Annotated in this window: 19 protein-coding genes; all 19 read right to left on the bottom strand. The window is 59.7% G+C overall.

What is annotated here, in order from left to right:
• Window positions 1–19 precede the first annotated feature (19 nt).
• Window positions 20–1,156: a hypothetical protein gene (locus AB8A33_RS00920; RefSeq protein WP_439095822.1), complete on the bottom strand. Its 1,137-nt coding sequence runs from the start codon at window positions 1,154–1,156 to the stop codon at window positions 20–22.
• Window positions 1,157–1,396: 240 nt separating this feature from the next.
• The gene (locus AB8A33_RS00915) at window positions 1,397–2,026 is read right to left on the bottom strand and encodes an NUDIX hydrolase (RefSeq protein WP_439095821.1); all 630 of its coding nucleotides are present in this window, start codon (window positions 2,024–2,026) and stop codon (window positions 1,397–1,399) included.
• Between the two features lie 56 nt (window positions 2,027–2,082).
• On the bottom strand, window positions 2,083–3,750 hold the full coding sequence (locus AB8A33_RS00910) for a methyl-accepting chemotaxis protein (RefSeq protein WP_439091046.1): 1,668 nt from the start codon (window positions 3,748–3,750) through the stop codon (window positions 2,083–2,085).
• A gap of 115 nt (window positions 3,751–3,865) precedes the next feature.
• Window positions 3,866–4,231 (bottom strand): ribbon-helix-helix domain-containing protein, encoded by a 366-nt coding sequence (locus AB8A33_RS00905; RefSeq protein WP_439091045.1) that lies wholly within the window; start codon window positions 4,229–4,231, stop codon window positions 3,866–3,868.
• Between the two features lie 70 nt (window positions 4,232–4,301).
• Window positions 4,302–5,960 (bottom strand): pilus assembly protein TadG-related protein, encoded by a 1,659-nt coding sequence (locus AB8A33_RS00900; protein ID WP_439091044.1) that lies wholly within the window; start codon window positions 5,958–5,960, stop codon window positions 4,302–4,304.
• Window positions 5,961–5,972: 12 nt separating this feature from the next.
• Window positions 5,973–6,407: a TadE/TadG family type IV pilus assembly protein gene (locus tag AB8A33_RS00895; protein ID WP_116660051.1), complete on the bottom strand. Its 435-nt coding sequence runs from the start codon at window positions 6,405–6,407 to the stop codon at window positions 5,973–5,975.
• Window positions 6,408–6,561: 154 nt separating this feature from the next.
• Complete coding sequence (locus tag AB8A33_RS00890) at window positions 6,562–7,464, bottom strand: LysR family transcriptional regulator (RefSeq protein ID WP_439091043.1); 903 nt, start codon at window positions 7,462–7,464, stop codon at window positions 6,562–6,564.
• Between the two features lie 327 nt (window positions 7,465–7,791).
• Entirely contained in the window at window positions 7,792–8,142 is a 351-nt protein-coding gene (locus tag AB8A33_RS00885; protein ID WP_439091042.1) for a VanZ family protein, read from the bottom strand.
• Window positions 8,143–8,258: 116 nt separating this feature from the next.
• Window positions 8,259–8,894 (bottom strand): flavin reductase family protein, encoded by a 636-nt coding sequence (locus AB8A33_RS00880; RefSeq protein WP_439095820.1) that lies wholly within the window; start codon window positions 8,892–8,894, stop codon window positions 8,259–8,261.
• Window positions 8,895–8,942: 48 nt separating this feature from the next.
• Window positions 8,943–9,932 carry an amidohydrolase family protein gene (locus AB8A33_RS00875; protein WP_439091041.1) on the bottom strand — a complete coding sequence of 330 codons (990 nt, stop codon included), beginning with the start codon at window positions 9,930–9,932 and terminating at the stop codon, window positions 8,943–8,945.
• A 12-nt stretch (window positions 9,933–9,944) separates the two neighbouring features.
• Window positions 9,945–11,330 (bottom strand): amidase, encoded by a 1,386-nt coding sequence (locus AB8A33_RS00870; RefSeq protein WP_439091040.1) that lies wholly within the window; start codon window positions 11,328–11,330, stop codon window positions 9,945–9,947.
• Window positions 11,330–11,524, bottom strand: coding sequence for a hypothetical protein (locus tag AB8A33_RS00865; RefSeq protein ID WP_439091039.1), 195 nt, complete (start codon window positions 11,522–11,524; stop codon window positions 11,330–11,332). Before AB8A33_RS00865 ends, AB8A33_RS00870 begins: the two co-directional genes overlap by 1 nt.
• Window positions 11,525–11,531: 7 nt before the next feature.
• Window positions 11,532–12,236: an ABC transporter ATP-binding protein gene (locus AB8A33_RS00860; RefSeq protein ID WP_439091038.1), complete on the bottom strand. Its 705-nt coding sequence runs from the start codon at window positions 12,234–12,236 to the stop codon at window positions 11,532–11,534.
• The gene (locus AB8A33_RS00855; RefSeq protein WP_439091037.1) at window positions 12,229–12,984 is read right to left on the bottom strand and encodes an ABC transporter ATP-binding protein; all 756 of its coding nucleotides are present in this window, start codon (window positions 12,982–12,984) and stop codon (window positions 12,229–12,231) included. Before AB8A33_RS00855 ends, AB8A33_RS00860 begins: the two co-directional genes overlap by 8 nt.
• Window positions 12,985–13,046: 62 nt before the next feature.
• Complete coding sequence (locus AB8A33_RS00850) at window positions 13,047–14,306, bottom strand: ABC transporter substrate-binding protein (protein ID WP_439091036.1); 1,260 nt, start codon at window positions 14,304–14,306, stop codon at window positions 13,047–13,049.
• 45 nt (window positions 14,307–14,351) lie between these two features.
• Window positions 14,352–15,314, bottom strand: coding sequence for a branched-chain amino acid ABC transporter permease (locus tag AB8A33_RS00845; RefSeq protein ID WP_439091035.1), 963 nt, complete (start codon window positions 15,312–15,314; stop codon window positions 14,352–14,354).
• The gene (locus tag AB8A33_RS00840) at window positions 15,311–16,162 is read right to left on the bottom strand and encodes a branched-chain amino acid ABC transporter permease (RefSeq protein ID WP_149530020.1); all 852 of its coding nucleotides are present in this window, start codon (window positions 16,160–16,162) and stop codon (window positions 15,311–15,313) included. Before AB8A33_RS00840 ends, AB8A33_RS00845 begins: the two co-directional genes overlap by 4 nt.
• 19 nt (window positions 16,163–16,181) lie before the next feature.
• Window positions 16,182–17,066 carry a polysaccharide deacetylase family protein gene (locus AB8A33_RS00835; RefSeq protein WP_439091034.1) on the bottom strand — a complete coding sequence of 295 codons (885 nt, stop codon included), beginning with the start codon at window positions 17,064–17,066 and terminating at the stop codon, window positions 16,182–16,184.
• A gap of 2 nt (window positions 17,067–17,068) precedes the next feature.
• Window positions 17,069–17,770, bottom strand: coding sequence for a fumarylacetoacetate hydrolase family protein (locus tag AB8A33_RS00830; RefSeq protein WP_439095819.1), 702 nt, complete (start codon window positions 17,768–17,770; stop codon window positions 17,069–17,071).
• Window positions 17,771–17,772: the final 2 nt, after the last annotated feature.

The following is a 17,772-nucleotide window of genomic DNA, read 5'->3' as shown; positions in this document are numbered from 1 at the left end:
GGCGTAGATTGGCCGTGGCTCAAAAAGCCGCGGCCAATTCTTTTGCGCCTGGCAAATTGCTGTTGCTATCCATCCGCGCATTGGTGACTGCGAGCAGCTTGGCTACGGTATTGTGGCGAATCGCCACCGGATTGCGCTCATAGCCGCCACGCTGGAAGAAGTTCGCCGTCGGCACCTGTTCACGCATCGCCAGCGGCATGGTCACCATATCGAAGCCGTTGCCGTCGCCCGTGAGATTCATCATCTCGAGCTCGGCTGCGCTGAGCGGACGATCGAAGCCACGGGTGCGCGCAAAAATCACAGAGGTCAGTAGTTTGTGGACCTGCAATTGTGGACCGATATCCATGTCCAGCACCAGCGCATGCATGGCCCAGCCCTGTGGGGTTGTGCCCAGCTTCTCGAGCGCGCTCCAGTTTTGCGGAACAGTGCGCACAGTCGCCTGCATGCGCTTGAAGACCGCAATCTTGTGATCCATCGCCTTGCGCTGCGGGCCCGAGAGTGTCGATGCCTTCTCGGTCAGAACTTTCAAAATCTGAGACCCCTGTTCGGCAACGAGCGTCGTCGTATTGGCTGTGAGCAGCTGATTGTAGCCGATAGCGGTGGAGATCGCGCGCGACCCTGGACGTGACGGGTTCAGGCCCGACTGCATGTCATGGCCGCCATTGCCACCAGTCTCGAAGGAATAGACGCGCACAGCAATGTCGCGTGTCAGGCCGGCCTGCAGGGCGGCACGAGCATAAGCGCGCTTGAACTCCATCTCATTGGCAGGCCGCTGCGGCACGAACTGGAATTGCTCCCTCGCCGCCGCGAGGAAATCCGCCACCACCGGAAGGTCCTTGCGCACGCGCGGACCACTATCCTCGGGCTCCGGATTCACCGGACGTTTTGGTCCTTCATAAAGCGGCGCCTGTTCCAGCACGTAGTCATTAAGCGTGATCTGCTGGCGGTCGCGGCGCTTGGCATTACGGATCTTCCGCTTTTCGGAGATCGCATCCCAATAGGCACTGGCCTCCTGGTCGAAAGCCGCGCGCGCTTCCTGATATTCTGCGAGCTTGCGTCGGTATTCAGCGATGGCTTGCGGCGAAGCACCCTGCGCCATCGCATTGGCAAAACCTGCTGGTAATTGGGCAGAATCCAGCGCATACGCGACCGGCATGAACAAAAATGCCGCGAGCGGGACAGTGGCAGTAAAGGCGCGAATCAAACGAGACATGGGACCTGTCGAGATGGCTGCCGGCATAGCCGGCAATGCGGAGGAATGAGGCGGGACGCCGCCCCGCGCCCGTCCCAGGCGGGTCGAACATACCCGCTTAAAATGACGTTGGATGAGTTTGGTGAACAATGTCTTTCCAAGGCCTGTCGCTGCCTGTGCTGACAAGTCGCGCCGGGGGTAGAATCACTTCCAGGCGAAGACCGGCTGCTCCAGCTCGGCCACACGGGTGATGCGCCCCGCAAGAACTTCGCTGAACTGATAGATCAGCGCGGCGGTCGGTGCGTGAATAAAGTGGCCAAAATGACTGTAGCGGATCAGGCGCCGGTCGCTCTCGGGAATGGCAATGAAATCGAACGCCTGCGGCCGCGCGAGCTCCGACAGCGCTATGCGATGAACCGAGGCGACTTCATCGGGGTTCGGCATCAATTGAACGCTGTCTTGCGCCCACATGACGACTGGCGTGATCAGATAGCCGGAGCGGGTCGGATAATCGTCGAGGACACCGATGACATCGTCCCGCGTGAGCTGCAGACCGAGCTCCTCATGCAACTCGCGGATTGCCGCCTGCACGGGTGTCTCGCCGGGATCGCAGCGACCGCCAGGAGGCGCCCATTGATTACTGTGAGCGCGCAGACCGGACGCGCGTAACGTCAGCAACAGCGACGTCTCCAATTCGGGCGCCGCCTCAGCCATCACGAGGGCCACCGCCGCGCGCTTCAGCCCCGAGGCGTACCGGCCCTCGTCGGTCCGCGTGAATGCGGCGACGCGTGTCTCGATTAGTTCTCGGGTGGCGGCATTGAACGGCAGGATCATCCACGATTGATAGCACAATCACGGATGATCCGACAAAGCCGCAAGAATTCAGTGCATTAGGCCAGTTCGGATGCCGCGCGCTGCATGTTGTCCGACATATCACTGGTCACAGTGCTCTGCTCTTCGACGGCGGCGGCCGTCGAAGTCACGAACTCGTTGACATGTTCGATCGCCTGCTTGATCGAGACCAGCGCGCCAACCACGTCACCGGAGATGCCGTTCAGGGCCTCGATTTCACTGCTGATCTTGTCGGTCGCCTGCTTGGCTTGGTTGGCCAAATTCTTGACCTCCGCCGCCACCACCGCAAAGCCCCGCCCCGCCTCACCAGCGCGAGCCGATTCGATCGTCGCGTTGAGAGCAAGCAGGTTGATCTGGCCGGTAATGTCGCCGATGAGCCCCACGATGCCACCCATCGCATGAGCCGCCGAGGTAAGCCGCTGCGCCTGGATGTCCGCCGTCTCCACCTGTTGCACCGCGGACTCTGCCGTCTGCCGGGACTTCACCATCGTCTCGGAGATTTCGCGGATCGATGCATTCATCTCTTCGCTGCCGGCTGCGACCGACTCGATCAAAGAACGAGCGCGCTCCGCTTTCAGGCGAGCCATGGCCTGCGCCGTAATATCGGCAGCGTATTTGACCACTTTGAACGGCTTGCCGTTGAGATCGAAAATCGGATTGTAGGATGCCTGAATCCAGATCTCCCGCCCCCCCTTCCCGATACGCCTGTATTCCGCGGCCTGATAGGTCCCGCGATTGAGGCTCGCCCAGAATTCCACATAGGCCGCGCCAGATCGCTCTACCGGATCAACGAACATGCTGTGATGTCGGTCGCGGATTTCGTCGATCGTGTAGCCGACCGCATCAAGAAAATTCTGGTTTGCCGTCAGGATGGTGCCATCCATGCGAAACTCGATGACCGCCTGCGACTTGCGAATAGCCGCCATCTGGCCGTTGCTATCAGCGGCAAGCAGCTTTTGCTGGGTCACGTCGGTCGCGAATTTCACGACCTTGAACGGCTTGCCGGCATCATTGAGAATCGGATTATAGGTCGCGAGAATCCAGATTTCCTTGCCACCCTTTCCGACACGCTTGTATTCGGCCGCCTGATACTCACCCCGGCCGAGTCGCGCCCAGAAGTCACGGTAGGCTGCGCCATCGCGTTCACCGGTTTCCACGAACATGCTGTGATGCCGCCCCTGTATTTCAGACAGCGCGTAACCAACCGTGTTCAGGAAGTTCTCGTTGGCGACAATGATGGAGCCATCAAGATTGAATTCGATAACCGCCTGTGCGCGACTGATCGCGGCTACTTTTCCGGAAGCCTCAAGGCTTTCCAGTTTCTGCGCCGTGATATCTGTGGCGAATTTGATGACTTTGAACGGCTTTCCGCTCTTGTCCATGACCGGATTATAGGAGGCTTCGATCCAGATCTCCCTGCCGCCTTTGGCGACCCGCTTGAACTGCCCAACCTGAAATTCACCCCTGTTAAGGTTACCCCAGAACTCCCGATAAGCGGCACTCTCGCGTACGGCAGGCTCCACAAACATGCCGTGGTGCTTACCCTTGATCTCATCGAGAGCATAGCCGAGCGCCTTGAGAAAATTTTCATTCGCCTTGATGATCGTGCCATCGAGATTGAATTCTATGATGGCCTGAGAGCGACTGATGGCGGTCGCTTGCGCCAATGCATTCTGCAAATCGGTCTTGCTCTGTCGGTTAAACATCTGTCGCTCCGTGGCCAAAACGGCCGTTGTCGTAAAATAGTCGGCGATACGACGTCGCGCGGCACTGCGCGTCGTTTCCTCAAATCAAATAAACTGGAAGGTTCGAGCAGCTGACCTAGTCGACCAGCTGCTGATTCTGTGATCCCACGCGCCCCCAATAGGCCGCGACCTTTTCAGCCAGCTGGTTGTGGTTGTCATGCAGCTTGGCATTGCTGCTCGCAGCAGGCTGATCGGCGGTACCGGCCGTCAAGCTGCGTGCAGCAATCTGCTGAAAATATTCGAGCACAGCGATACGCAGGTTGGACGACAGATTTGGCGTTTCGCGCTTGCGCTCGATCTTCTCGATATAGTGTTCGATGGTGGTATTCTCCATGCGAACGATCGCTTGCAGGCTGGCCCAGAAGCTGTCTTCCAGGCTGACGCTGGTGCGCTTCTTCGAGACGACAACCGAGCGCTTGCGGTTAACGTTGGGGCGGTTCATTGCGGCTTCGTATCCCATTTTATCAGTCCTCTTCTGTTAAAGATGGCATTGAAATTCACGCGTTACTGATTCAGTTCACCAACACTGCGCCGTCACAGCGAATGCCGGATACCCACACATCGGCCTGTCCAATTCCGACGCCGAGACTTGCCAGCGTTGCCGCCAGCAATTGATCGATTGAACTGGTTGCCGCGCTGATGATGCTGGTGACGAGTCCGCCGAGACCCGGGATCGCCAAACCCAATCCAAGAACACTGATGCTGAGGTCACCAAGCAGACTGCCCGTCAGGGACGACGTAAAGTTCGTCGTGTTCACGGTCTTCTTCGTCTGCGACGTGATATCCGAATAGCTGAAGTTGACGCTGACCGGCGTGGTGTTGCCCATGCCCGCATGGGCCTTTGCCGTCACGATTGGAATGCCCAGGAGATTCACAAGCGGCGCCGGCCCTGGATTCGGCTTGGTCGTAACATTGTTGAGATCGGCTACAGTGACGTTACCTATCCATGCATCGACAATGCCCGGCGTGACGCCAAGCGTGACGCTCGATGTATTGACGTTGGGATAGCCGCAATTGACCTTATTCAGCGTCGCTGTACCCGACGCAACCTCCACATAAACCGGCAGATTGACCAATGACGCCGAACCACTTCCGATCAACTGGATGGATAGCAGAACCCGTGTCTGAGCTGTATGAACACTGACGCCCTGCGTACCCACGGCAATCCAGCCGGATCCTTGTGGCCGTGCGCCAATGGTCGCCGTAAGTGACGCACTGGCAATACCCGGCAGACCTAAATTGACGGATGCGGCGATCTGGTTGGTGCCGTTAGCGATTCCAGCCGTTGCCTGTAGCAAGTCATAGAGCGAGACGCTCACACCGTCTTTTGGTTTGACGCCCACGATCAGGTTCGCGTAAGGGCCCGCATCAATCAATGTACCAGGCGCAATCTTGGTCATCACAGATGCCGAAGCCTGCGATATCGTCGAGAGCGCGGTAGTCGCCGTCCCGCTGCCATTGGCAGCCTGTTGCGCACTCAACGCCGCGGACAGAATATCTCCGATCTTGATGTTCGATTTCAGCAACGTGTCATAGGTCACGCCGGTCAGACCGACACGCGTCGCCAGCGCCGAGAGGAAGGTGAAAGCATCGATACGCGCGCCAAGAAGCGCATTGTAGTCCATGACTGACAGCGACAGGGTCGTGCCCAGCATCGATCCAAGAACGCTATTCAACAAGCCGCCATTTAACGACGCCAGCCGCGAGCCGATCGAGAATGACGCTATGGCCGTCGTTGTTGCGGTCGCCGTCGTCTTGATGGTGAAATTGTTGCTGCCGGTAAAGAAATGGCTGAAGTAAAGCGGCGTCGCCGTCTGAAGACTGACCCTCGCCGCATTGGCTGTTCCAGTCGCTGGCGTGACAAAGCGGCTTTGCGCAGCGACGGCCGAATTGGCTGTGTAAGTTCCGAGTTCTACACCGACGAGGGAACTGGCCGGATAGTTATTGCTGGTGACTGCCGCCTGTGCGGCGTTCACCGCATTGTTCAGGTTGCTTGCGGCAACGATCGCGGCAAGATCTGCAGCGGCCTGTGTCTTGCGACGGTCGGCAGCAATGGTCCCGATATCGACACCCAGTGCAGCACAACAAATGGCCAGGATCATGCCGCCCGCAGACATGATGGCAATATTTCCGCGCTGGTCGGTGCGAAACTTCTTGAGAAGCGCGCGCATCGGCTCCATCGCTCAAAACCCTCCGTAGGGAATGGCGGCAGATCGCGTGACTTGCGATGGAGGCATCGGCACGAAAGGAAGCGAATAGATGAACATGGTCGATGCGTCGTAGTTGACCGTGACCACGAAGACGTTTGCATTCGACGACGATGTCGCCGCATTGACGCTCAGCTTCGACGCATTGATCAGCGGATAAGTCGCTGCGTTCGACGTGACATAGGTCGACGCGATCGAGCCGCGTTCGGTCTCGGTCAGTCCGGCGACAGAGGAACGTGCTGCTTCGGCGGCGAGCTGCTGAACACCGTGAACAACTGCAAGATATGATCCGAAGACGACGATGCCGAAAATGATCGACAGAAAGACGGGAAGCAGCATCGCGAATTCGACTGCGGAAGCACCGCGTCGACACGACAGGAGTTTTCTCATGCTGGCGTCGAATCTCAACATGCACTGAGATTCGCAAAAGCGCGTGAAAACTACCTATACAACTTCTGTTACCACCTGGTGGTATCGATCATCTCCAATGCCCGGATAGTGTTGAATGACGGCATTGGATTTGATGAGGGGATCATGTTTTCTGATACGCGCGCCGATGAGAGAATTATATACCGAAGAATTTAACGTACAGTTCCTCGATTAGAATGCTGTGTTTCTTGCGAATGCCCTCGCGCGCGCATAGCACGAGTTTGGGTATCGCCAGCTTTGGAAGATAATACTCATTGGCCGCCAAGAGCGGCGCAGGGATCAGAGCCGTTGGTAGCAGGGTCAAACCGACCCCTGCCTTCGCAGCTTCGATCCGTGCATGATAGTCCGGGCTGGAGAATGCGATGCGATAGATCATACCCTTGCGCTCAAGCGCCTGAATCATGACGTCATGCGCGATCTGCCCCGGCCAAGTCAGCAACGGAATGGGCGCGCCAGGACTTAACGTGAAATCCCTAGATCGGACCCAGGTCAATTCATCGTCGCGTTGCGCGACGATATCGACGGCTGCATCCACGAGCATATTGGAGATACTGAGGAACACGCCGACATCGACGTAGCCGTCGAGCATGCTTTTTGCGATCTCAGCCGAATTATCTGCATAGATGCAGACATTGCTCATCGCCGCCTTGCTCATCCCTTCCATTGCGCGTTGCGAATAGAAGTTGGCCAAGCCTAGCCGAATAGTTTGATCGTCGGGCGAAGCGCCACGCAGCAAGAGCAACTGGTCGTTCGCCTCCAGAATCTTCCTGGCCTGGATCAGAACGAGCTTTCCGAGCTCTGTCGTCGATGAGCCATTGGCAGACTTCTGGAAGATACTGCCGCCGACCGCGTGCTCAATGCGCTTGATCTGCGAGCTGATGGCAGGCTGGCTCAGGCCGAGCAGCTTGGCGGCCTTGGTGATGCTCCCGGCTTCGGAAATACCAACAACCGATCGCATGATTTCGGTTGGGATGCTCGAATGCTGGTACCGCCGATGCATAATACGTTGTCCTTTGAGATCGACGTCTTCTCCACGCAACGGAATTGCCCGCTTCGAGACGTCACACCAAAGTCACCGGCCATCTACACCAACCTGACCGAAGCGTTTCTTAGGATCGTTGAAATTGTAGACGCCGCGATACACACCTTCCTGCAAGTTGTATCGGTGTCCTTTTACACATGCCAAGTACTTTCACGCGGAGGCATGTGTGATTTCTGCCATTCGCTGTCCCAAAGAGGGCACGCGGGTAGAACGCTACCGTGGTTGCGCGTATTTTATAAAGCTGCGAGATGCAGAGCATCCAGAACAGCGCTTCACAGGCTGGAACTCAGCAAACGCGATTCGCGGAACAGCTGATGGCTATTCTCAACCTAAGGTGATAAATTTCTTTAAAGCCTGATGGAGCGCGAGCGATATCCCGATGCCGGTGACGCCGCCTGCAAGTTTGACCAGCGCATCCCGCGCCTCGCCGTGCCGGTCAGGCGTCAGATGTTGCAGCACCTCAAGCCCGACTGCCGCCCCGCCAACGAGCGTCAGGAAAAGCCAGAGATGGCGGGGATAAGCGAGACCGAACAAAAGGCCCACAAGTGCGAATGCGCCGAAGCGCTCAAGACTGACATCGCCAAAATGCGGCCGCAGCCCGATCGGTGACAGAGTCGCAAAAGCAATCAATGCAAGTGTAGTCCACGCGACAACAATGACGGTTTTCCGATACATCCAGCAGTCATATCCCATGCAACCGCAGGAGCGGCAATTTCTCACCTCTGACGGTTAATCCAACACGTAGAGAACTACCACCGGCATTCCGACGCACTCCCCGACAAAAAAAACTCTCAACGGGCGCCGCGGAGTTGCCAGGTGTCGAAACTGTCGGGTTTGATCTCGAAACGATCTTGCATCCGTGCATACATGGTTCCCGCGATGCGTGCGACTGGAAGATAGTGGTCATAGTCCGTACGCAAGGTCACGGGGTCGACAACACCATCGCGAACCTGAATGCCCAGGACCTCTCCGACCAGTAAGTCGCGCTCTGCGCCAAAGTTCATCATCGTCACTTTTCGGCATTCCAGTGCCGCAGGCGTCTTCGCCAAATGCGGCACTGGCACATTGATGCCAGCCGTCATTGGAAGCTGCAGAGCGTCAAGCTCGCCGATGTCGGATGGAAAGCTGATCGAACAATCGACCATATCGTTGGCGAGGGCCTCATCCACCATGTTGATAACAAACAACCCATTGGCGCGCACATTACGGGTCGTGTCCTTGACCGACAGGTCGGGCCTGGCCTGCAGGCCGACCACCACCAACGGCGGCTTTTCGGAGAACACATTGAAGAACGAGAACGGCGCTGCATTGACCACGCCGGTATCTGAGATGGTGGTAATCAACGCAATCGGACGCGGCACCACCAGACCGCACAACAACTTGTAACGCTCGGGACCACTGAGCTTCGCAAAGTCAAAATGAACCATCGCCAATCTTGCCTCATCAGTTGCACCTTGCCGCAACGAGGCAGGAGCTTATCCGATCTTGAACAGCCGGCTCGCATTGCCGAACAGGACTTTCCGACGATCAGTGTCCGATAGCTTGGCCTTGTTGACCAGCCCCACCGGATCGGGGTCCCCCATGTCGAACGGGTAGTCCGAGCCCATCATGACCCGATCGACGCCCACCGTCTTGACGAGATTTTCGATCAGCTCCGCAGAGAACACGCAGGTGTCAAACCAGAGCCGCTTAAGATAGGTCGACGGCGCATCTGCCGTAAGCCGGCGTACTTCCGGACGCACCTTCCAGGCGTGATCCAGTCGGGCTGCGTAAAATGGGTAGAAACCACCGCCATGAGCGATAACCACGTCGAGATCCGGATGCCGGTCTAAAATGCCCCCCATGATGAAGTGGGCGATCGCAATGGTCTCCTCAATGGGCTGGCCGACGCTGTTGACCATGAAGAAATCGCTGAGCCGCTGGCCATGAGAGAAGCCCAGGGGATGCACGAACAGCGGTATGCGCAGATTGGCAAGCCGCGCATAGAGTGGATCGAAGGCGGCATGAGACAGTTCGAGGTTTTCGACGCGGGTATCGATCTGGAAGCCACGCAGGCCGAGTTGCTCGACTGCATGAACCGCCTCCTCCACCGCGCGCGCGGGGAACCGCATCGGCAACGTGCCCATCCCGGCGAAATGTGCAGGATCCTGCGTCACGAGCGCGGCAATGTCTTCGTTCTGCACGCGCGACAGCGCACATTGCAAATCTTCGTCCGCCCAGTAGTTCTGTTGCGCCGGTGCCGGCGCGATCACCTGAAAATCGACGCTCATCTTCTCCATCATCTCGCGGCGCTTGGCGATGTCGAGCATCAGGTCCGGGAGCAGCTTGCCCTGTTCTGCATCAGTTTCGCGGCTCGCCGGCGACATGTCGCGCCGATAGGGATTGTCCATCGGATCGTAATGTCCGGCCACCAGCGGCTCGACGCGCTTGCTGAGAGCATGGGTATGCATGTCAATGATGGGCATTCGAATCTCTTCTCAGTTCAGTTCGGCACCGGCGGGGACTCGCTGATGCCAGTCGGTCGCGCCCTGATAGGCGTGAGCGGCACGCAGGATATCGGCCTCCGCATAGGGGCGGCCAACCAGCTGGAACGCGATGGGCAGACCTGCCGCATCGAAGCCGCACGGCACTGAGGCTCCGGGTAGACCGAGATAGTTGATGCCGCGGGTGCAATGGGTAAGCTGGCCGATCACGGCAGCGACGTCGGCAGGATCGCCTTCGGTGGTCGCCGCGATGGTCGGCACCGGAATCGAGATCGCCGGCAGCAGCGCGAGATCGGCGGATCCGATGCAGGATGCGATCCATTGCTGGGTGATCTGCGCACGCAGCGACAGCGCTTCCACATAACGTGTCGCCGGATAGAACAGGCCGGGCTCGATACGCGAGCGTACCTGATCGGCATAATCCTGCGGCCGCTCGATCAGCCAGCGGCGATGGATCGTCGCGGCCTCGACGCTCATGACGACCTGCATCAGCGCGTTGATCAAGGCCATGTCCGGCGGCGAGGTCTCGACGATGGTGACGCCGAGCAACCGCAACGTCTTCACGGCTTCGTCCAGCGCAGTCGCCACATCCGGATGCACGAGCTCGCGGTAGTACCCACCGGGAATTGCAATGCGCATCCCGGTCACACCCGTATCGAGCATCGCTTCATAGTCGCGATCCGCGATTACCGACAGCAGTCGCGCGGCATCCCGCGCGGTACGGGCCAGAGGTCCCGTGCAATCCAGTGAGGCAGATAGCGGCATCACACCATCAGTCGGAACCAGTCCCCAGGTCGGCTTCAACCCGATCAGGCCGCACATCGCGCCGGGGTGGCGTAATGAACCGCCAGTATCAGTCCCGAGCGAGCCGGTCACGAGGCGCGCGGCGACGGCGACGCCGGAACCGGAGGACGAGCCGCCTGGCACATGTGCCGGGTTCCACGGGTTGCGTGCATGCCCCAGCGATTCGTTATAGCCCGTCGGACTCATGGCGAATTCAGCGAGCTGCAGCCGCCCAAGATCGAGCGCGCCGGCGGCATCGAGCCGAGCGATCACCGTGGCTGTCACGTCGGCGCGAAAGTCCGCTCTGATTTTTGAGCCGCCACCGGACAGATCACCGGCGCGATAGAAGAGGTCTTTATGTGCAAGGGGCACGCCATGCAGTACTGGCAATGCCGCTCCCGATGCGCGCAACTTGTCGGCGGCTTCGGCCGCGTCCAGCGCCCGTTCGTCGTCAAGCCGCACCACGGCATTCAGTTTGCGGCCAATCAGATCGAGCCGTTCCAGCGCCACCGTTGTCGCCTTCACGGACGTAACTTCGCCTTTAGCGACGGCATCCGCGAGGGCGCAGAGATCAAGGGCTGCAATCGCGCTCTGCATCAGCGCTTGTCCATGCCAGCGAGCCACGCCTGATAGGCGTAGGGCGTCGAATCGAACGCCATGCCATGTACAGCCGCAGTCGCGACGCGCGTGTTATTTTCCACGACCAGCCCCGTCATGCGCGGTGTGCGTTCAGCGGCGCCGGGCGCCTTGTTCAATTCGGCGGCGACTTGACGCAACAGGTCTTCGCTCATGATCACCTCAATGCACGCCGAGGCGCTGGAACAGCACATCAGTCTGCTCATTCATTTCCTGCGACGTGCCATGATGCACGATCTGTCCGGTCTCCATGATGTAGACGCGATCGGCGACGGCCAGCGCGCTATAGAGATTCTGCTCGACCAGCAGGATCGACAGCCCTTCCTTCTTGAGATCGAGAATGATGCTCTCGAGATGCTGCACCATCACCGGCGCGAGGCCTTCGGACGGCTCGTCCATCAGGATCAATTCGGGATCGATCATCAGCGCACGACCCACAGCCAGCATGCCGCGCTCACCGCCCGACAACTGACCGCCGCGGTGATAGCGGCGCTCAGCAAGCCGCGGAAAAATGCCGAATACGCGATCGAGCGTCCAGCCATCCTTGGCGCGCGCGCTCTTCAGCATGGTCAGATGCTCGGTCACCGTCAGCGACGGAAACAACCGGCGGCCCTGCGGCACAATGGCGATCTTGCGATTGGCGATATCGTGAGGACGCAGACCAACGAGGCTCTCGTCGCGCCAGGTGATCGTGCCCGAGCGCACCTGTGGCGGCGTCAGGCCCATGATCGAGCGAATGAAGGTGGTCTTGCCCATACCATTGCGTCCGAGCAGCGCCACGATCTCGCCAGGACGCACCTCAAGCGAGGCGCCGCGCACCACGACCGCGTCGCCGTAACCGCTGTGCAGATCCTTGACCTCAAGCATGACGCGGCTTCCCGAGATAGACTTCCTGGACCTTGGCGTTGCGGCGAATGCCTTCCGGCGACTCCTCCACCAGCACGCGGCCTTCGAACATACAGGTGACGTAGTCAACCAGACCGAGCGCCAGATCCATGTCGTGTTCGATCAGAATCACGGTAATTGCCGGGTCGAGCGAGCGGATCACCTCGGCAATCATCGAGCGCTCCGACGGCGACAGGCCGGCCGCGGGCTCATCCAGCAACAACATGGTCGGCGTCGTCACCAGCGCAATCGCGATTTCGAGCTGCCGCTGCTCGCCATAGGACATTTCCTTGACGATGATCTCGGCCCGCCCAGCAATCCGCGCAGCGTTCAGCGCGGCCGCGATGCGCGCGGCCTCGCTGTCGTCCGGATCCGGCGAGCCGAACAGCGAAAACTTCTTCGGCTTCAATCCGCGCAGCGCCAGCATCATGTTGTCCTGCACGCTCAGCGTAGGGAACAGGTTGGTGATCTGGAAGGTGCGCGAGATGCCGAGCTGCGCACGCCGGTGTGGTGGCAGTCTGGACACGTCATGTCCATTGAACCTGATCTTGCCGGAGGTCGGCGGATGCGCACCGGCGATGGCGTTGAACAACGTGGTCTTGCCGGCGCCATTAGGGCCGATGATGGCGCGGCGCTGGCCCCGCGGCACAATCAGGCTGACGCCATCGACCGCCCGCAAGGCATCGAAGGCCACTACCACATCTGTCAGCGTCAGGATCGGTTCGGACACGAATAATTCCCAGTGAACGAGACGCGGCGACACGGCCGCGCCTCGATGTCAGCAATATTGAATCAGGTCTTCTTGATGCCCTGGAAGGTCCGCGAGTAAGGCGGCTGCTTCAGATAGGTCGCCGGATCGTACTTCCAGAATTGCGAGACATTGGGATAGGTCTCGATCGGCACGTTCCAGTATTTGCCATCGGCGCGCTTGACGACCTTGCGAATGTAGACGTCGTAGATCGGGTTGCCGTAGTCGTCGAACTTCACGGTCTTGCCGAGCGGCGAATTGTCGAGCTCGGTCTTCAGTACCGTATCGATAAAGGTCTCGCGATCCTCGACCTTGCCACCCATCTTCTTCAATGCAGCGTCGATCCACATCATGCCGGAATACATCGAGAAGCCGTAGAGCGACGGGATCTTGCCGTACTTCGCCTCGTAATCCTTCTCGAACTTCGCCGTGGTCGGGACGTCCGAACCTTCGGCGAAATGCGCCGCTGCGATGATGCCATCGCATTCGTCGCCCATGGTACGGATCACCGACTGGTCGGTGCCGTTCATCGCCATCAGCAGCGGCGTCTTCGCCTTCAGACCGAACGACGCATATTGCTGGATCAGACGAGTCGAGTCCGCGCCGGTCTCCATCGCGAAAATCGCGTCGACCTTGAGGTCGGCGAGCTGGCCGAGATAGGGGCTGAAGTCGGCAGTGTTCAGCGGATGCCAGAACTGCTGCACGATTTGCCCGCCGCCTTCGGTGAAGACCTGGGCGAGACCGCCGCACTGTTCATGGCCGAAGGTGTAATCTTGGCTGATGGTGGCGATCTTCTTGTAGCCCTGCTTCAGGGCCCAATCACCGAACGGATGGGTGAAGGCGCTGGCAGAATAGCCAGCGACGCGGATCACGTTTTTGATGCGCGCGCGCTGGGTGAGATCGTCAGCCGCAATAATCGGAATGAAGTAGGGCGTGCCGGTGCCCTTGACGTAATTGGCGACAGCAAGGCCGGTATTGGCGAGCAGGTTGCCGATCAGCATGTGGCAATTGCCTTGCTCGACCAGACGGCGCGCTTTCTGCAGAGCGGTGTCGGGATTCGACGCATCGTCCTCGATCACCAGCTCGACCTTGCGGCCGCCCATCTCGTTCTTCACCTGATCGAGATAGAACTGCACGCCCTCAACCATTTCCTTGCCGCCCGAAGCGACAACGCCGGTCAGCGGCGCCAGCAGACCGATCTTGATCGGGCCGGCCTGAGCTTGTGCGGAGCGCCACGGAGCGACGCCGACGCCCGCGGCAGCGACAGCCGCCGTAGTGTTCTTAAGAAATTGCCTGCGATCCATCTCGAAGTCCTTTCGTGAGCAACCCGATTGAAACGTGAAACCGACTTATCGCGCCTTGCGCGAGGTGATCGCGCGCAGCTTGCCTATGATGCCCTCGGGGGCGAAGATCATGATGAGAACGAAAGTGATGCCGAGCACCATCAGCCAGCGCTCGGTATAGGAGCTGACGATGTTCTCCAGCACGATGATCGCCGCTGCGCCGACAAAGGCGCCAAACAGCGTGCCGACACCGCCGGCGATCATCATCAAGACGCCCTCCACCGATTGCGCGAGCGCAACCGTCGAGGGGCTGACAAAATTGTTGAACATCGCATAGAGCCCCCCGGCGATGCCGGCGAAGATGCCGGACACCGTGAAGCCGATGAACAGATGCAGCGGCACATTATAGCCGAGGCTGCGCATGCGACTTTCACTGTCGCGGATACCGCGCAACGTCAGGCCGAACGGCGATCGCACGAACCGCCACATGGCAAAAGATACAATGACGGCGCCGGCGAGCACCGCCCAATAGAACGCGCTGTGGCTCATCAGGGCCGCCGGCCGCACATCGGCGCGCATGCCATTCTCGCCGCCGGTCACCTGCGTCCAGCGCAGGCAGACGCCCCACACGATCATGCCGAGCGCAAGCGTCAGCAGCAGGAAATAGACGCCGGAGGTGCGCACCGCGAGCAGCGCAAATACCGAGGCCACCGCGGTAGCCGCCAGCACACCAAGCGCGAAGCCCGTCCAAGGCGACAGGCCAGCCTGGCCAGTCGCGTAGACGACGACATAGGTCGAGACACCGAAGATGGCGCCATGCCCGAGGGAAGTCCGACCGGCAAAGCCGGCGAGAATATCGATCGACATGGCGAGGACTCCGAAGATCAACACTTCGGTGGCGAGGCCGACCTGATAGCTCGACAGCACCATGGGCAGGCAGGCCGCGACGATTACCACCAGCCCGGCAATGACGAGCGCACGGCTGGTCATGCCGGCGAGAACTGACGTTTTGGATACGGGCTGCGTCATGTGGCACGTCCGAACAGGCCGAGCGGGCGGAATGCGAGCAACACCGCCATCGGGCCGAAGATCACGAAATAAGCGAGCTCGGGGAACATCACCTGGCCGAGCGTATTCAGAAGCCCGACCAGCAGGCTGCCGACACCGACGCCGACGAGGCTGCCACGCCCACCGATGATGACGACGGCGAGACTAAAGGTGAGGATTTCCGCGTCTGCCGAGGGATAGAGCGACAGGAACGCGCCTCCCATCAGGCCGCCAAGGCCGGCCAGTGCCGAGCCGAACAGGAAGGTGAAGAGGAAGACACGGCGGATATTCACGCCGGATGCCTCGACCATCTCGGCATCGTCCACGCCGGCGCGGATCAGCGCGCCGAGCCTTGTGTGATTGAGCAGCACCCACAGGCCGATGAAGACGAAGATGCCCATCCCCAGCACAAACAACCGGTAGATCGGATAGAAGGTGCCGAACACCCGCGTGCCGCCACGCAGCATTTCCGGGATCGGCACAGTGAAGCTGTCGCCGCCCCAGATCACCAGCGCGAGATCGTTGAGAAAAAAGGCGACGCCGAGCGTCAGCAGCACCTGTCGTAATTCGTTGCCGCGCACGAAGCGCAGCAGTCCTTGATCGAGCACGAAGCCGATGGCCGCGATCGCCGCCATGGCGCCGATACCACCGACGACGAAGCTGCCGGTCTTCACCGCAACGCTATAGCCGATATAGCCGCCGAACAGATACAGCGCACCATGCGCGAGATTGACGATACGCAGCAGGCCGAAGATCAGCGTGAAGCCGCTCGCCACAACGAACAGCAGCGCGGCGAAGGTCAGGCCGTTGAGGAGTTGAAAGAGACTCATGCCCTGCTGCTTGCCTGATCTATGCTTCTGGCGCTTTCGGTCCGACCGAAAGATACCAATCGAGAATCTGTTCGCCGGTCATGAAGGCCACGTCGGATTTCTTCTGGATGGTCTCAAATATCCGGCGGAAGTGCTTCAGACGATGCGGCGCCCCCATGATGTAGGGATGCACAACCAATGCCATGACCCGGGCCGAGTTCTTGGAATCCTCGTAGATCTGCTCAAACTGGTCGATGGCCCGGTCGTAATATTCCGACGCCTTGTGATGCTGGATCAGCATCATCGCGACGTCATTGCATTCCTGCGTATAGGGTACGTTGACGATCGGTGTCGTCGTGGTCTTGAGCCATACCGGCTGATCGTCGAGTACCCAGTCGGCGACGTAGTCATAGCCTTCCTGTTTCAGCAGGTCCGGCGTTTCCCAGGTCTCGGTCAGACCCGGCCCGAGCCAGCCGCGCGGCCGCTTGCCGGTGGCCTTCTCGATCACCTCGGCAGTCTTGCGGATATCCTCGCGTTCGTTCTCCACCTTCTGCATATTGCGTTGGGTGAAACCATGACCCATGAATTCCCAGTTGCGCGCCTTGGCTGCCTCGACGATGGGCGGGTAAGCGGCGATTGCCGAGCCATTGATCGCCAGCGCGGCGGGGAGCTTGTAGTCGTCGAACACTTTCAGCATGCGCCAGAAGCCGACACGATTGCCGTATTCGTGCCAGGCCCAGTTCGGAACGTCCGGCGAAGGCGAGCCGCCGGCCGGCGGTGTCAGCACCGTGCGCGGCATCGGCTGCTTGGCGTCCCATTCCTCGACATTGACGATGATCCATACGGCCATGCGCTTGCCATTCGGCAGCTTCAGCGGCGGGCGGACGTCAATCGGCGAGTAGGAAATGCGCTCGGTCGGCAACATGATCAGGCCTCCGGCGCAACGATGGTGATGCCGAGCGACGGCAGGCCTTCGATCCGCGCGTCGATGACATCGCCCGGAACGACGGGACCCACGCCGGCAGGCGTTCCCGTATAGATGAGATCGCCCGGCTCGAGCTTCATCTGCTTCGACAGCTGCGCTACGATCTCCGGCACGCTCCAGATCATCTGGCCGATATCACCGCGCTGCTTCTCGACGCCGTTCACCGACAGTGTGATCACGCAATTGTTGAAATGCCGGGCATCACGTGCCGGCGCAATTTCGCCGCAAGGCGCGGACGCGTCGAAGCTTTTGCCCATTTCCCAAGGCAGTCGCATATCGCGGGCATCGCGCTGGCGGTCGCGACGGGTGAGATCGATGCCGACGGCATAACCCCAGATGTGATCGAGCGCATTCTCCACCGCGATATCGCGGCCGCCGCGTCCGATCGCGAGCACCAGCTCAACCTCGAACTGGAAGTCTTCGGTGAAAGTCGGATAAGGCACGCGCGCGCCGTCCGGCACCACGCTGTCGCGCGGCTTCTGGAAGAAGAACGGCGGATCGCGCTCGTCGGCTTCCTTCATCTCGCGGATGTGGTCGAGATAGTTACGCCCCACACAATAGACGCGGCGGACAGGGAAAAAACCACCACCCACGACCGGTACGCCGGTGACGGGAATTGCAGGCAGCATCTGCTGGGACGTCACGC

The sequence above is a fragment of the Tardiphaga sp. 813_E8_N1_3 genome (assembly GCF_051811025.1).
GTDB lineage: Bacteria > Pseudomonadota > Alphaproteobacteria > Rhizobiales > Xanthobacteraceae > Tardiphaga.
The sequence above is the reverse complement of the archived record's forward strand: the minus strand, read 5'-3'. Positions and strand labels throughout refer to the sequence as shown.

Bases quoted from the DNA above. Each gene is read 5' to 3' on its own strand.
- AB8A33_RS00850 (WP_439091036.1), bottom strand. From the start codon at position 14,306: ATGGATCGCAGGCAATTTCTTAAGAACACTACGGCGGCTGTCGCTGCC.
- AB8A33_RS00875 (WP_439091041.1), bottom strand. From the start codon at position 9,932: ATGCCCATCATTGACATGCATACCCATGCTCTCAGCAAGCGCGTCGAG.
- AB8A33_RS00910 (WP_439091046.1), bottom strand. From the start codon at position 3,750: ATGTTTAACCGACAGAGCAAGACCGATTTGCAGAATGCATTGGCGCAA.
- AB8A33_RS00900 (WP_439091044.1), bottom strand. From the start codon at position 5,960: ATGCGCGCGCTTCTCAAGAAGTTTCGCACCGACCAGCGCGGAAATATT.
- AB8A33_RS00885 (WP_439091042.1), bottom strand. From the start codon at position 8,142: ATGTATCGGAAAACCGTCATTGTTGTCGCGTGGACTACACTTGCATTG.
- AB8A33_RS00845 (WP_439091035.1), bottom strand. From the start codon at position 15,314: ATGACGCAGCCCGTATCCAAAACGTCAGTTCTCGCCGGCATGACCAGC.
- AB8A33_RS00870 (WP_439091040.1), bottom strand. From the start codon at position 11,330: ATGCAGAGCGCGATTGCAGCCCTTGATCTCTGCGCCCTCGCGGATGCC.
- AB8A33_RS00840 (WP_149530020.1), bottom strand. From the start codon at position 16,162: ATGAGTCTCTTTCAACTCCTCAACGGCCTGACCTTCGCCGCGCTGCTG.
- AB8A33_RS00835 (WP_439091034.1), bottom strand. From the start codon at position 17,066: ATGTTGCCGACCGAGCGCATTTCCTACTCGCCGATTGACGTCCGCCCG.
- AB8A33_RS00915 (WP_439095821.1), bottom strand. From the start codon at position 2,026: ATGATCCTGCCGTTCAATGCCGCCACCCGAGAACTAATCGAGACACGC.
- AB8A33_RS00865 (WP_439091039.1), bottom strand. From the start codon at position 11,524: ATGAGCGAAGACCTGTTGCGTCAAGTCGCCGCCGAATTGAACAAGGCG.
- AB8A33_RS00895 (WP_116660051.1), bottom strand. From the start codon at position 6,407: ATGTTGAGATTCGACGCCAGCATGAGAAAACTCCTGTCGTGTCGACGC.
- AB8A33_RS00905 (WP_439091045.1), bottom strand. From the start codon at position 4,231: ATGAACCGCCCCAACGTTAACCGCAAGCGCTCGGTTGTCGTCTCGAAG.
- AB8A33_RS00860 (WP_439091038.1), bottom strand. From the start codon at position 12,236: ATGCTTGAGGTCAAGGATCTGCACAGCGGTTACGGCGACGCGGTCGTG.
- AB8A33_RS00920 (WP_439095822.1), bottom strand. From the start codon at position 1,156: ATGCCGGTCGCGTATGCGCTGGATTCTGCCCAATTACCAGCAGGTTTT.
- AB8A33_RS00880 (WP_439095820.1), bottom strand. From the start codon at position 8,894: ATGGTTCATTTTGACTTTGCGAAGCTCAGTGGTCCCGAGCGTTACAAG.